Genomic DNA, 12,729 nt, shown 5'->3' with positions numbered 1-12,729 from the left:
CCGGGAAAGAAAGAGCCCTCCCCGGGCGCGGTCAGCCGGGCGGGGTCGCGTCCGTCGCCGGGGCGTCGGTGCGCTCGATGCGGTCCTTGGCCGCCAGCACGCCGTCGGCGAAGCACAGGCGGTACACCGGGGGCAGGCCGTTGGCCCACTCGACCAGGTAGTAGCGGCACGACGCGCCCGGCGGCGGGGGCGGCGGATCGACCATCCGCCCCGGCTCGTAGTCGAACCGGGGCAGCCGGGCCTCGACGGCGGCCTGCTCCTGACCGACCCGCAGGCGCGCGTAGTCCTCGGGCGGCAGCACCGAGTTGACGCCGACATACCAGAGCACCAGGAACGCGACGGCCACGACGGAGGCGGTCAGGCCCGCCGGCACCGCGAGTGCGGCGGCCAGCCGCCGCCGCGCGCTGCGGCGGACGAGTCGGAGCCGCCGCGCGGTCTCGGTGGCGTCGTCGGGCGCGGCGGTGCCGGGGGCCTCGGCGGTGTCGGGGATGCGCGCCGCGACCACGAACCCGGCTCCGTCGGCGGCCGCCGGCTCCGCCCCGGTCCGCCCCTCCGCCCGGCCGCCGCCCGCTTCGGTACGCGGTTCCCCGCCGGTTCCGCCGTGGTCGTGCCGGCCCGCGGCCCCCTCCCCCGGCGCGGCCGCCGCGTCGGCCGGTCCGGCGGTCAGGGTGCCGCCCAGGCCCGCCACCAGGGAGCGCAGTCCCGCCAGGCCGGAGCCGTTGCCGGTCCCGGCGGCCGCCCCCGGCGCGGGCGAACCGGTGTCGGACACCCGCACCGCCGTCGCGCCGTCCTCCCGCACCACGCGCACGGTCACCCGCGCGCCCGGCGCGTGCCGGGCGGCGTTGGTCAGCGCCTCCTGCACCACCCGGTGGACGGCGCGCCCGGCCGGGGTCGCCGGGTCGACGTCGGGGCCCTCCCGGATGAGGCGCACCGGCAGCCCGGCGCCGGCGGCGCGCGCCACCAGGGTGGCGACGTCCTCATCGGCCGGTCCGCCGCCGGGCGCCTCGGCGTCCTCGCGCAGCACGCCGATGATGTCGCGCAGCCGCAGGTTGGCGTCGTGCGCCGCGACCCGCAGTTCGGCCGCCGCACCGCGCGCCGCCTCGTCCTGGGCGGCCATCTCCAGGGCGGCGGCGCGCACGGCGATCAGGGCGAGGTCGTGGCCCAGCGAGTCGTGCATCTCCCCGGCGATGCGGGCGCGTTCGCGCAGCCGGGCGCGCTCGGCGTCGACGTCGCGGGCGCGCTCCATGCGGTGGGCGATCTCCCAGCCGGCGGTGCGCAGCTCGGTGTGCCGCCGCCAGTACCGGCCCAGCAGCCACGGCGCGATGACCGCGCCGACCAGGACGCCGACGGCGCCGAACCAGTCGGTGAGGCCGGTGAGCGTCTCCCGGAGGTCTCGGAGCCGCAGCCAGGTGAGGGCCTTGGCGGCCAGGAGGACCGCGGCCGCGCCTGCGGTGAGGGCGGCGACGGGGGTGGTGCGGTCGGAGCGCCGCCCGGCGAGGAAGGCGAGGGCGGCGCCGGGCAGCAGGTAGGAGACCAGGAAGAGGTCGGCGGGGGTGAGCGCGAGGTAGGCGGTGTGCGCGACAGCGGCGCCCACGGCGAGCCCGAGCGCGGTGAAGGGCCGCGCCCGGCGGATCCCCACCGCCGCCGCGAGCAGGGCGGCCATGGCGGCGATCTCGGGCAGGGGCCGCGCGCGGACGCCGCCCAGCTCCGCCGCGAGCACGCCGGTCAGCGCCGCCCACAGCAGCGCGTCCGCGACCCGTGCCCGCCAGACGCCCCGGTCGCGGCTGTGCCGTTCCACCCCGCCCAGACCCATGGCGCCGAGGCTACCGCCGCCCGGCGCGGAGGACGGGGCCGGTTCGCCTCCGTCGCCGCCGCTGCGGCGGTGAGCCGCGCGCGGCCCGCGGCGCGGTCCGCCCGCAGCGTGCCGCGTCCCTGGCGCGTGGCGGCGCGGCCCGGCGCCGCGAAGCCGGACCGCGCGGGTCCCTGGGCGTCAGGCGTCGCGGCGGTGCAGGGCCGCGGCTCCGGCCAGCAGGGGCAGGACCGCGTAGCAGGCCATCAGCGCCACCGCCTCCAAGGGCGAGAGCACGGCCTCGAACGCGGGCCCGGTGTCGACGCCCCCTACCACCTGGTAGGGCAGGTTGCTCGGCAGCACCGACGACAGGCGGTGCGACCACGGCGCGGGCAGGTTCATCGCGATCATCGGGGCCAGGTAGACCAGCACCACCAGGACCACGATCGAGACCGCCGTCGAGCGCAGTAGCGTGGCAACACCCAGCACGGCCAGGGCGACCACCATCACCGAGACCCCCTGCGCCAGCACCACCGGCAGCTCGTCCTCCAGCGGCAGGGAGTTGAACCCCAGCGGGCGGTCGCCCGCGATCCACCGGCCCAGGAAGAACGTCGCCGCCACCCCCGCCAGCCCCGCCGCCAGGGTGACCGCCGCCACCACCAGCGCCTTGGCCGCGAGCACGGTGCCCCGGTGGGGCACCGCCGCGAGGGTCACGCGGATCATGCCGGTGGTGTACTCGCGGGTGATGGCCAGCACCGCCAGCACGCCCAGGGCGATGCTCAGCGGCAGCACCACCACCCGGTCCAGCGGGGCGACGGTCATGTCGTCCTGGCGCTCGGCCGGCAGCCCCTCCCAGGTGTTGACCGCCGCCACCGCCACCAGCACGACGGCGGCCACCGCCACCACGGCCCCGAGCAGGGCGGCGCGGGTGGATCTGGCGGTGCGGGCCTTGACCCACTCCGCCGCGACCGCTCCGGCCAGCGGCTCCAGCACTCCGACCGGCCGCACGCGTTCCGCGTTCACGCGTCCCTCCTCACCAGCGCGACCGCGCCGGCGGCCAGCGCGGCCAGCGCGTAGGCGGCGAGCACCGCGCCCGCCGCCGCAGGCTCCAGTACGGGGTCGGGCGCGGTGCCCGCGACCTCGGCGGGCAGACCGGTCAGTGTCACCGCCGACACCCGCTCCGCCCAGGGGTCGGGCAGGAACCGCGCGACCATCGGCAGTGCGTAGACCAGCGCCACGGCCGTGACGATCGCCCCGGCGGTCGAGCGCAGCAGCACGCCCGCGCCCAGCCCCACCAGCCCGGCCGCCGCCGCCGAGGCGGCCAGCGCCGCCAGCAGCGGCAGCGTCTCGGCCATCGGGGCCGTGTAGGCGTCGAACGGCCGGTCGCCCAGCACCGACCGCACCGCGAAGTGCGTGCCCGCGACCGCGGCCGCCCCGGCCGCCAGCGTCAGCGCGCCCACCGCCCCGGCCTTGGCGGCGAGCACGGCGCCGCGCCGGGGCACCGCCGCCAGCGTCGTGCGGATCATGCCGGTGCCGTACTCCGGCGTGATGGCCAGGGCGCCCAGCACGGCCAGGCACAGCTGCCAGAACGGCAGCAGGAAGACCTGCTCGATCGCGCCGGCCGCCTCCCACCGGCGCCGGTCCGCCGCGCTGCCCGCCTCGTCCCAGGCGTTCGCGCCGTTGACCGCCATCAGCAGGCCCAGGGCCGCGACCACCGCCACCAGGCCCAGCACCACGAAGGTGGAGCGGGCGCTGCGCAGCTTGACGAACTCCGCCGCGAGGACCGCCATCAGCGCTCCACCCCCGCCGCGGCCGCCCGGTACTCCACGCTGCCCCCGGTCAGGTGCAGGTAGGCGTCCTCCAGCGACGCGCCGCGCCGCACCACCTCGTGCACGGGCAGACCGCGCCGGGAGGCGATGACGCCGATCTCGGCCGGCTCCAGGCCGCGCACGGTCAGCGCCCCGCCCTCGGCGGCGGCGACCTCGGCGCCCGCGCCGCGCAGGGCCTCGGCCAGCTCCGCCGCCCTCGGCGAGCGCACGTCGGTTCCCCGGTCGAAGCGCCGCTCCAGCTCGCTCAAGGTGGTGTCGGCGATGAGCCGCCCCTGCCCGATGACCACCAGGCGGTCGGCGATCAGCGACATCTCGCTCATCAGGTGGCTGGACAGCAGCACGGTCCGGCCCTCCTCGGCCAGCGACCGCATGAGCACGCGGATCCACCGCACGCCGTCCATGTCCAGCCCGTTGACCGGCTCGTCGAACAGCAGCACGGCCGGGTCGCCCAGCAGCGCCGCCGCGATGCCCAGCCGCTGGCGCATGCCCAGCGAGAACGCGCGCACCCGCGTGCGCGCGGCGCCGGACAGCCCGACCCGCTCCAGCACCTCGGGGACGCGCCGTGCGTCGATGCCGTTGCTGCGCGCCAGCCAGCGCAGGTGGTTGACGGCGCTGCGGCCGCCGTCGACCGCGCCCGCGTCCAGCAGCGCGCCCACCTCCCGCAGGGGGCGGCGGATGCTCCGGTAGGGGCGGCCGTTGACCAGGGCCGCGCCGGAGGTGGGCGCGTCCAGGCCCAGCACCATCCGCATCGTCGTGGACTTCCCGGCGCCGTTGGGGCCCAGGAAGCCGGTCACGCGGCCCGGCTCGACCCGGAAGGACAGGCCGTCCACGGCCACCGTCCGCCCGTAGCGCTTGGTGAGTTGGCGTATCTCGATCATGCCGCCCACGCTTTCGCGCCGGCGGCGGGCGGCGCATCGGCCGGCGGCCCGAATCCGTGCTTCGTGCCCTCGGCGGAGCCCGGACCGGATCGGCGCCCCGGGGTCATACCCCGGTATGACGGCCCCGGGACCGAGGCGCCGCACCGCCCGGCGCGCTACCGTCGAGGCGTGCCCGACGCCGATCCGCATCCCGCGCCGCCGCACGGCCGCCCCTGGGCCGGGGAGCCGCGCCGCCGCGACCTGGTCGCCCTCGACGCGCTGGCCGCCGCGGCCTATCTGCTGGCCGCCCTCGCCGCCCCGTCGCCGCTGGGCGCCGCAGGGTGGGCCGCGCCGCTGATGGCGGCGGTGGGCCCGCCGCTGGCGCTGCGCCGGGTGTGGCCGGTGCCGGTCCTGGCGGTGGTCGCTGCGGGCGCGGCGGCGGCCGTTCTCGCGGGCGGCGGGGTGCTGCCCTTCGCGGCGGTGGCCTTCGCCCTGTACCCGGTGGCGCTGAAGGCGCGGCGGCGGCGCTTCGAGCCCACGCCCACGGTCGGCGCGGCCGGCATGGTCGTGATCGTGCTGGCCACGGCCACCGGCACCCCCGCCTGCTGCGGGCCGCTGCCCTCGGTGCTGCTGCTGGGCGTTCCGGCGCTGGTGGGCACGTGGGCCCTGGCCCGGGTGATGCGGGAGCGGCGCACGGCCGCGGCGCGCTGGGCGGCCGAACTGGCCGAGCGGGCGGTGGCCGAGGAGCGGCTGCGCATCGCCCGCGAACTGCACGACTCGGTCGCGCACAGCATGAGCGTCATCGCGGTCAAGGCGGGGATCGCCAACCACGTCGCGGAGTCGCGCCCGGAGGAGGCGCGCGCGGCGCTGCGCGTCATCGAGGCCACCAGCCGCGACGCGCTGGGCGAGATGCGCCAGGTGCTGGGCGTGCTGCGCGCCGCCGACGAGGACCCCCGGAGCGGGGAGGCGGGCGGCGGTCCGCCCGGCGCCGCCCCGGCCGCGCTCGCGCCGCTGCCCGGTACCGACGCGCTGCCCGCCCTGGTGGAGCGCGCGGCCATGGCGGGGGTGCGGGTGGACCTGGCGGTGCGCGGGGCCGAGGCGCTGTCGGAGCAGGTCGGCGCGGCGGTGTACCGCATCGTGCAGGAGTCGGTGACCAACGTGGTCAAGCACGCCGCGCCCGCGCGGTGCGCGGTGCGGGTGGAGGCGGCGCGGGGCCGGGTGCGCGTCGAGGTCACCGACGACGGCCCGGGCGCGCGGGTGCTGCCCGCCGCGGCGGAGGGCGGCCACGGCCTCATCGGCATGCGGGAGCGGGTCGCGGTCTACGGCGGCACGTTCGCCGCCGGGCCCCGCCCCGAGGGCGGATTCCGCGTCGCGGCGGAGTTCCCCCTGCCCGAGGCGCGGCCGGGCGCCGCCGCCCCGGAGCGAGCGGCGGCCGACGCGTGACGCCGCGCGGACCCGGTACGCCGCCGGGCGGGCCCGGCGAAGGCGCTGGCGGCCCCGTCCGCGTGCTGGTCGTGGACGACCAGGCGCTGCTGCGCGGCAGCTTCCGGATGCTGGTCGACACCGCGCCCGGCCTGGTCGCGGTCGGCGAGGCCGGCGACGGCGCCTCGGCGGTGGAGCTGGCGGCGGCCGAGCGGGCCGACGTCGTGCTCATGGACGTGCGCATGCCCGGCATGGACGGCATCGAGGCCACCCGCCGCATCTGCTCCTCCCCCGCCACCGCCGGCACGCGGGTCCTCATCCTCACCACCTTCGACCTGGACTCCTACGTCTACGCGGCGCTGCGCGCGGGCGCCAGCGGGTTCCTGCTCAAGGACACCCCGCCCGCCGACCTGCTGGCGGCCGTACGGGTGGTGGCCGCCGGCGACGCGCTGCTGTCCCCGGCCGTCACCCGCCGGCTCATCGCCGAGTTCGTCCGCCGGCCCGAGCCCGCCCGGAGCCCCGGCGGCCTCGACGGCGTGACCCAGCGCGAGCGGGAGGTCCTGGTGCTCATCGCGCGCGGCCTGTCCAACACCGAGATCGCCGACCACCTCCACCTCAGCCTGGCCACGGTCAAGACGCACGTGGGCCGGCTGCTCGCCAAGGTGCCCGCGCGCGACCGGGCCCAGCTGGTCATCGCCGCCTACGAGACGGGCCTGGTCACCCCCGCGCCGCGCCGCACCTGAGCGCCGCCGCCCGCGCCCCGCCCTCGCGCGCACCCCCTTCGGCGGTGCCCGCGGCGGCCCCGCCCCTGCCGAAAGTGGGGGCCGGCCGCTGCCGTTCGCGCACTGCGCCCGCCCGCCGCACGTCCGTAGCGTCAGTGCCGTGAACAGCGACGACGAACGGGAGAGCGCGTGATAAGCCTGCGAAACCTCACCAAGCGCTACGGGGACAGGACGGTGGTCGACGGCCTCACCGTGGAGATCGCGCCGGGCCGGGTGACCGGATTCCTCGGCCCCAACGGGGCGGGGAAGTCGACCACCATGCGGATGGTCCTGGGCCTGGACCGGCCCTCGGCCGGGCAGGCCCTGATCGACGGCCGGCCCTACGCCGAGCTGCGCCACCCGCTGCGCCGGGTCGGCGCCCTGCTGGACGCCAAGGCCGTGCACCCCGGCCTCACCCCGCGCAACCACCTGCGGGCGATGGCGCGCAGCAACGGCATCCCGGTGCGGCGCGTGGACGAGGTGCTGGAGACGGTCGGGCTCACCGGGGTCGCCGACCGCCGCTCCGGCAAGTTCTCGCTGGGCATGGGCCAGCGGCTGGGGATCGCCGGGGCGCTGCTGGGCGATCCGGCGGTCCTGATGTTCGACGAGCCGGTGAACGGGCTCGACCCCGACGGCGTCCGCTGGATCCGCGACCTGATGCGGTCGCTGGCCGCCGAGGGCCGCACGGTGTTCGTCTCCAGCCACCTGATGAGCGAGATGCAGGCCACCGCCGACCAGCTCGTGGTCATCGGCCGGGGCCGGCTGATCGCCGACGCGCCCGTCGCCGAGGTGATCGAGCGCAGCTCGCTGACGGCCGTGCGGGTGCGCACGCCCCAGCCCGCGGAGCTGGAGCGCCGCCTGCTGGCCGCGGGCATGCGGGTCGAGCGGCCGGGCGGCGAGGAGCTGCTGGTCACCGGCGGCACGCTGGAGCGCGTCGGCGCGGCGGCGCACGAGGCCGGGGTGTGTCTGCACGAGCTGAGCCCGCGCGCGGCCTCCCTGGAGGAGGCCTACATGGAGCTGACCGCGTCCGCCGTGGAGTACGCGGCGCCGACGCCCGCGGCCGCCGGCCGCGGCGAGAAGGCGGGAGTGTGAGGACGATGGCGACGACGAACGCGGCCGCACCGGTGGCCGGCGCCGAAGGAACCCCCGCCCCGGCGGGCCGGCGGGGCGGCAGCGGGTTCGCCCAGGCCGTCGCGGCGGAGTGGACCAAGCTGTGGGGCCTGCGCTCCACCTGGACCTGCCTGGCGATGGCGGTGCTGCTGACCGCCGGGCCCAGCGCCCTGGGCGCCACCGCGCTGGAGGCCGGCGACCAGGTCCAGAACATGACGGCGCACGGCATGCTGCCCACCGTCGTCATGCTCTCGCAGTTCGCGCTGGTGGCCGTGGCCTCGCTGATCGTCACCGGCGAGTACGCCACCGGGGCGATGCGCACCACCCTGACCGCCGTCCCGGTGCGGGGGCGGGTGCTCGCCGCCAAGGCCCTGGTCCTGGCCACGGTCGTGTTCCCGGTCGGCTGCGCGCTGGGCGGCGTCTCGATCGGGGTCTCGACGGCGGTGTTCGGCGACGCGATGATCTTCGAGGCCGACCACGTGGCCCACGCCGTGCTGGGCACCGCCGGCTACCTCACAGCGGTGTCGCTGTTCGCGCTGGGCCTGGGCACGGCCCTGCGGAGCACGGCCGGCACCATCACCGCCGCCGTGGGCGTCCTGATCGGCGTGCCGATGTTCGCCAGCATGCTGGGCAACGAGACGGTCGAGGAGGTCGCGAGCTACCTGCCCGCCGACGCCGGGCTCCCGCTGATGACCGGTATCACCGACCCCTACGGGTGGGCGGCGGGCGCCGCCCTGCTGGGCGCCTGGGCCGCGCTGGCCCTGGCCGCCGGCTACGCCCTCCTGCGCACCCGCGACGCCTGACCCCCGCCTCCTCCCCCGGCGGCGCCCTCGGCGAGGGCGCCGCCGTCGGCGTGCGGGCCCCGGTCCGCGGCGGCGCGGCGCCGCCCCGGCGCCGCGCTCAGGCGTCGCCGCCGACCAGGCCCGCCTCGTGGGCGAGGATGGCGGCCTGGACGCGGTTGCGCAGGTCCAGGCGGCCGAGGATGGCGCTGACGTAGCTCTTGACCGTGCCCTCGACCAGGTAGAGGCGGGCGGCGATCTCCGCGTTGGACAGGCCCGCGCCCACCAGCGCCAGGACGTCGCGTTCGCGGGCCGTCAGCTCGGCCACCCGGGCGCGCGCCTCGGCCTCCCGGCTCATGCGGCCCCCGCTCAGCTCGTCGATGACGTGGCGGGCCACGCGCGGCGACAGGTAGGCGGCGCCGTCGGCCACGGCGCGCACCCCCGCCACCAGCTCGCGGGGGTCGCCCGCCTTGAGCAGGAAGCCGCCGGCGCCCTCGCTGAGGGCGCGCGCGATGTAGGCGTCCTCGCCGAAGGTGGTCAGGATGACCACGGCCGTGGCGGGCACCTCCCGGCGGATCTCGGCGGCGGCGCTGAGGCCGTCCAGGCGTGGCATGCGGATGTCGAGCAGGGCGACGTCGGGTCGGTAGGCGCGGGCCAGCTCGACCGCCTGGCGGCCGTCGGCGGCCTCGGCCACGACCTCGATTCCGCCGTCGGTCTCCAGGATGGCCCGCACTCCGGCGCGGATCATGGCCTCGTCGTCGGCCAGCAGGGTCCGGATCACCGCTGGGCACCTTCCTTGTCGGGTCGTGGGGTGTGGTCGGGGAGTCGGGCGCGGTCGGGGCCGCCTGCGGGCGCCGCCGGTGCCCCGCCGCCCGCGCGGCGCGGTGTCACGCGGGCGGCTCGCCCAGCTCGGGAAGCGCGTCCTTGGCCGCGAGCACGCCGTCGTCGAAGCACAGCCGGTAGACGGTGAACCCGCCGCTGAGGAAGCCGTGGTGGGAGCGGTAGTAGCGGCAGTCCAGCCGCCGGGCGAGGGCGCTGCCGTCGTCGGCCGCGGCGCTGTCGTACTCCTGCCAGGGCAGTTCGGCGGCGACCTCCTCGGCCGGGGCGCCCACCCGCAGCGCGCGGTAGTCGGCGGGGTCCAGCGTGGCGGAGTCCATCCGCACGAACGTGCCGGCCACGCCCAGCGCCATCCCGACCACCGCCAGGGCGCCCGCCGCCAGCACCATGCGGGCCGTGCGCCAGCGCAGCCGCCGGTGCTCCGCGCGCAGGTGCCGGTCGGCGGCCGACGTCGGCGACGCCGCAGGCGCGGACGCGGGGGCGGCGCCCTTCGCCGGGAAGCGGGCCGTGACGGCGAACCCGCCGCCGTCCTCGCCCGCCTCCAGCACGCCGCCCGCCAGGCGCACCCGCTCGGCCAGCCCGATCAGCCCGTGGCCGCCCGGGGCCGGGTGGCCACCCGCGCGCCCGCCCGGAGCACCGCGCGAGGGCACCGCGCCCCGGGGCGGCGCCGCGTTGCGCACCGCCGCGACGGTCCCCGCCGGCCCGCGCTCCAGCAGCACCCGCACCGGCGCACCGGGGGCGTGCCGGGTGGCGTTGGTCAGCCCCTCCTGCACGACGCGGTAGGCGGCCCGGTCCACCATCGGGGGCAGGCCCTCCCAGGTGCCGCGGCGCTCCAGCACCACCTGCACGCCCGCCTCCCGCGCCCGCTCGACCACGGCGGCGATCTCCTCGTCGGCGGGCGCCGTGGGCGCGGCGGCGTCGGCCTCCCGCAGCACGCCCACGATCTCCCGCAGCCGGTCGGTGGCGGCCGTGGCGCGCTCGCGCACCCCGGCCGCCGCCGCGCGGTGATGCTCGGCCAGGTCGGGCGCGAGCTCCAAGGCGCCCGCGCGCAGGGCGATGAGGCTCAGCTCGTGGCCCAGGGAGTCGTGCATGTCCTGGGCGATGCGGGCGCGCTCGCGCAGCCGCGCCTGGTCGGCGGCGATCTCCTGCTCGCGTTCGAGCCGACGGGCCAGCTCCCACCCGGAGTCCGCCAGGCGGCGGCGCTGGCGCCGGAACACCCCGACCATCCACGGCAGCACGATGACGAACACGATGGTGATGTACAAACCGGGCAGGGCGAACAGCTGCTCGGCGCTGCCGAGCGAGAACACCACCGCGCCCAGCGCGACGGCGCCGAGCGCGGCGGCGGCCGGCCACACGCGGGGGTCGCGCCGGCCCGCCAGGTAGGACAGCACGATCAGCGCCGGTGCCCCCGCCGGGTTGACCGCCACCACCCCGACCCCCAGCACGCCGGCGGCCACCGGGTAGGGGCGGCCCAGGGCGACGGCGGCGGCCAGCAGCGTGCACGCCAGGACCGCCTGCAGGGGGGTGATCGCGCCGCTGCCGCCGGTGTCGGCGGCGACCACCAGCGGCATGACCGCCGGCACGCACAGCGCCGCCCACAGCAGCGCGTCGCCCGCCAGGCTCCCGGCGGTGGGCCGGCCGGAGAGCGGCCGCAGGAGTTCGCCGCCCGCCCGCGCGGCGGCCGCACCCAGCTTCCTCATGCCAGGAACGCTACCTGCACCGCGACCTGCGGCGGCACTGCCGAAAGTGGGGAACGCGCGACGGCGGGGCGGCGCGCCTCACAGCAGCGGGCGCAGCGGCACCAGCAGGGTCTCGCACAGCTTGGCCACCACGGGGCGGCGGCTCCACTCCTCCGCGGTGAGGACCCGGACGTTGGTGCAGTCCTTGGCGAAGACCTGCTCCAGGTGGTAGGCCAGGCCCTCGTCGAAGATCTCGACGTTGATCTCGTAGTTGCCGGTGAGGCTGAGCCGGTCGACGTTGGCGGTGCCCACGGTGGACCAGCGGCCGTCGATGGTGGCGGTCTTGGCGTGCACCATGGCGTCCTGGTACAGGCACAGGCGCACGCCGCCGCGCAGCAGCTCGGAGTAGAAGCCGCGCGAGATCCAGTCGGCCACGATGTGGTTGGAGCGCTCGGGGATGAGGATCCGCACGTCCACGCCGCGCTGGGCGGCCCGGACCAGCGCGGCCAGGATCTCCCGGTCGGGGATGAAGTACGCCTGGGTGATGTAGATGTGGGTGTGCGCCCGGTCGATGGCCTCCAAATACATGCCCCGGATGGGGTAGACCAGCTGCTCGGGCACGTTGCGGTGGGCGCGGATGCTGGGTGTCCACTCGTGGGTGCCGGTGTCGGCGATCTCGGGCTGGTCGTCAGTGCGCAGCATGTTCCAGAAGTCGCGGAACGCGTTCTCCAGCTCCCACACCGAGGGGCCGCTGATCCGCAGGTGGGTGTCGCGCCACTGGGTGGCGTAGACCGAGCCCACGTTGTAGCCGCCGATGAACCCGACCTCGCCGTCGACGGTGAGGATCTTGCGGTGGTCGCGGCCGGACTTGCGGATGTCCAGCAGGAGCAGGCCGGGGCGCAGCAGGGGGTACTCGATGACGTTGACCTCCGGCGGGAACCGGAAGAAGCTGCGCGGGACGACGAGGTTGGCGAAGGCGTCGTAGACGACGTAGACCTCGACCCCGCGGCGCGCCGCCTCGATCAGCGCGCGCTTGAACTCGTGGCCGGTGGCGTCGCCCTTGACGATGTAGGACTCGAACATGATCCGGTGGCGAGCGCCGCGGATCGCCTCCAGCATGTCGCGGTAGAGGTCCTCGCCGTAGGTGTAGGTGGTGATGTCGGACTCGGCCACCCGCACCGAGGTGGGCGGGGTCCGCGGGAACCCGGCGTGGTGGGGGCGGACGCGCTTGCGCCACTGGTTGATGCCGATGAGTCCGAGGATCACCGCGAGCTGGGCGGCGAAGAAGCCCAGCAGCACCCGCAGCAGGATCTTGGTGACCACGGAGCGTCGTCGCGACATGTTGTTCGTCTCCAGTCCTAAGCTGCCCAGGGCCAGAGTCGCCGGGTGCATCGGTCCCTTCCCGGGACGGCGCTGATGACCGGTGCGGGGCGCGCGCAAAGTCGGCTCTTTACCGTATCGTGCCGCCCCCGGTTTCCCGCCGCGGCGCGGCGGAGGCCCGTGTCAGGTGGCGCGGCGCACGTCGGCGACCGGCGGCCGGGCCGGCTCGGAACGCGCCGGGGCGCGGCGCGGTGACGGGAGCCGGAGCGCACGGGCGGTCCCCGGCCTCCGCGGCGCCCGGGGCCGGAGCGCCGCCGCGGGCGCGGCCCGCGCGCGGGAAAGC

Annotated in this window: 11 protein-coding genes; 4 read left to right on the top strand and 7 right to left on the bottom strand. The window is 77.4% G+C overall.

Going from position 1 to position 12,729, the window contains the following annotated elements:
* Nucleotides 1-31: 31 nt before the first annotated feature.
* From HNR12_RS24735 to HNR12_RS24720, 4 genes are all read right to left on the bottom strand, one after another.
* Complete coding sequence (locus HNR12_RS24735; protein WP_179769795.1) at nucleotides 32-1,813, bottom strand: sensor histidine kinase; 1,782 nt, start codon at nucleotides 1,811-1,813, stop codon at nucleotides 32-34.
* 177 nt (nucleotides 1,814-1,990) lie between these two features.
* Entirely contained in the window at nucleotides 1,991-2,812 is an 822-nt protein-coding gene (locus tag HNR12_RS24730) for an ABC transporter permease (protein ID WP_179769794.1), read from the bottom strand.
* Nucleotides 2,809-3,579 carry an ABC transporter permease gene (locus tag HNR12_RS24725; protein WP_179769793.1) on the bottom strand — a complete coding sequence of 257 codons (771 nt, stop codon included), beginning with the start codon at nucleotides 3,577-3,579 and terminating at the stop codon, nucleotides 2,809-2,811. The genes HNR12_RS24730 and HNR12_RS24725 overlap by 4 nt, the downstream gene beginning before the upstream one ends.
* Nucleotides 3,579-4,496, bottom strand: coding sequence for an ABC transporter ATP-binding protein (locus HNR12_RS24720; RefSeq protein WP_179769792.1), 918 nt, complete (start codon nucleotides 4,494-4,496; stop codon nucleotides 3,579-3,581). The genes HNR12_RS24725 and HNR12_RS24720 overlap by 1 nt, the downstream gene beginning before the upstream one ends.
* Before the next feature lie 168 nt (nucleotides 4,497-4,664).
* Between HNR12_RS24720 and HNR12_RS29630 the strand changes: the two genes are divergently transcribed.
* The 4 genes from HNR12_RS29630 to HNR12_RS24700 all read left to right on the top strand — a co-directional run bounded on the left by HNR12_RS29630 (nucleotide 4,665) and on the right by HNR12_RS24700 (nucleotide 8,571).
* Nucleotides 4,665-5,918, top strand: coding sequence for a sensor histidine kinase (locus tag HNR12_RS29630; protein WP_218902044.1), 1,254 nt, complete (start codon nucleotides 4,665-4,667; stop codon nucleotides 5,916-5,918).
* Nucleotides 5,919-5,980: 62 nt separating this feature from the next.
* The gene (locus tag HNR12_RS24710; protein ID WP_308118667.1) at nucleotides 5,981-6,640 is read left to right on the top strand and encodes a response regulator transcription factor; all 660 of its coding nucleotides are present in this window, start codon (nucleotides 5,981-5,983) and stop codon (nucleotides 6,638-6,640) included.
* Between the two features lie 168 nt (nucleotides 6,641-6,808).
* On the top strand, nucleotides 6,809-7,750 hold the full coding sequence (locus tag HNR12_RS24705) for an ABC transporter ATP-binding protein (protein ID WP_179769791.1): 942 nt from the start codon (nucleotides 6,809-6,811) through the stop codon (nucleotides 7,748-7,750).
* 5 nt (nucleotides 7,751-7,755) lie between these two features.
* On the top strand, nucleotides 7,756-8,571 hold the full coding sequence (locus HNR12_RS24700) for an ABC transporter permease (RefSeq protein ID WP_179769790.1): 816 nt from the start codon (nucleotides 7,756-7,758) through the stop codon (nucleotides 8,569-8,571).
* A gap of 97 nt (nucleotides 8,572-8,668) precedes the next feature.
* On the opposite strand, the gene HNR12_RS24695 is transcribed toward HNR12_RS24700, so the two are convergent.
* The 3 genes from HNR12_RS24695 to HNR12_RS24685 all read right to left on the bottom strand — a co-directional run bounded on the left by HNR12_RS24695 (nucleotide 8,669) and on the right by HNR12_RS24685 (nucleotide 12,407).
* Nucleotides 8,669-9,328: a response regulator gene (locus HNR12_RS24695; protein WP_179769789.1), complete on the bottom strand. Its 660-nt coding sequence runs from the start codon at nucleotides 9,326-9,328 to the stop codon at nucleotides 8,669-8,671.
* 106 nt (nucleotides 9,329-9,434) lie between these two features.
* Nucleotides 9,435-11,087 (bottom strand): sensor histidine kinase, encoded by a 1,653-nt coding sequence (locus tag HNR12_RS24690; protein ID WP_179769788.1) that lies wholly within the window; start codon nucleotides 11,085-11,087, stop codon nucleotides 9,435-9,437.
* Nucleotides 11,088-11,165: 78 nt separating this feature from the next.
* On the bottom strand, nucleotides 11,166-12,407 hold the full coding sequence (locus HNR12_RS24685; RefSeq protein WP_179770890.1) for a phospholipase D-like domain-containing protein: 1,242 nt from the start codon (nucleotides 12,405-12,407) through the stop codon (nucleotides 11,166-11,168).
* Between the last annotated feature and the right edge of the window lie 322 nt (nucleotides 12,408-12,729).

The sequence above is a fragment of the Streptomonospora nanhaiensis genome, assembly GCF_013410565.1.
Classification (GTDB): domain Bacteria; phylum Actinomycetota; class Actinomycetes; order Streptosporangiales; family Streptosporangiaceae; genus Streptomonospora; species Streptomonospora nanhaiensis.
The sequence above is the reverse complement of the archived record's forward strand: the minus strand, read 5'-3'. Positions and strand labels throughout refer to the sequence as shown.

Coding starts and splice junctions, on each gene's coding strand:
- HNR12_RS24700 (WP_179769790.1), top strand. CDS start 7,756: ATGGCGACGACGAACGCGGCCGCACCGGTGGCCGGCGCCGAAGGAACC.
- HNR12_RS24735 (WP_179769795.1), bottom strand. CDS start 1,813: ATGGGTCTGGGCGGGGTGGAACGGCACAGCCGCGACCGGGGCGTCTGG.
- HNR12_RS24690 (WP_179769788.1), bottom strand. CDS start 11,087: ATGAGGAAGCTGGGTGCGGCCGCCGCGCGGGCGGGCGGCGAACTCCTG.
- HNR12_RS24725 (WP_179769793.1), bottom strand. CDS start 3,579: ATGGCGGTCCTCGCGGCGGAGTTCGTCAAGCTGCGCAGCGCCCGCTCC.
- HNR12_RS24720 (WP_179769792.1), bottom strand. CDS start 4,496: ATGATCGAGATACGCCAACTCACCAAGCGCTACGGGCGGACGGTGGCC.
- HNR12_RS24685 (WP_179770890.1), bottom strand. CDS start 12,407: ATGTCGCGACGACGCTCCGTGGTCACCAAGATCCTGCTGCGGGTGCTG.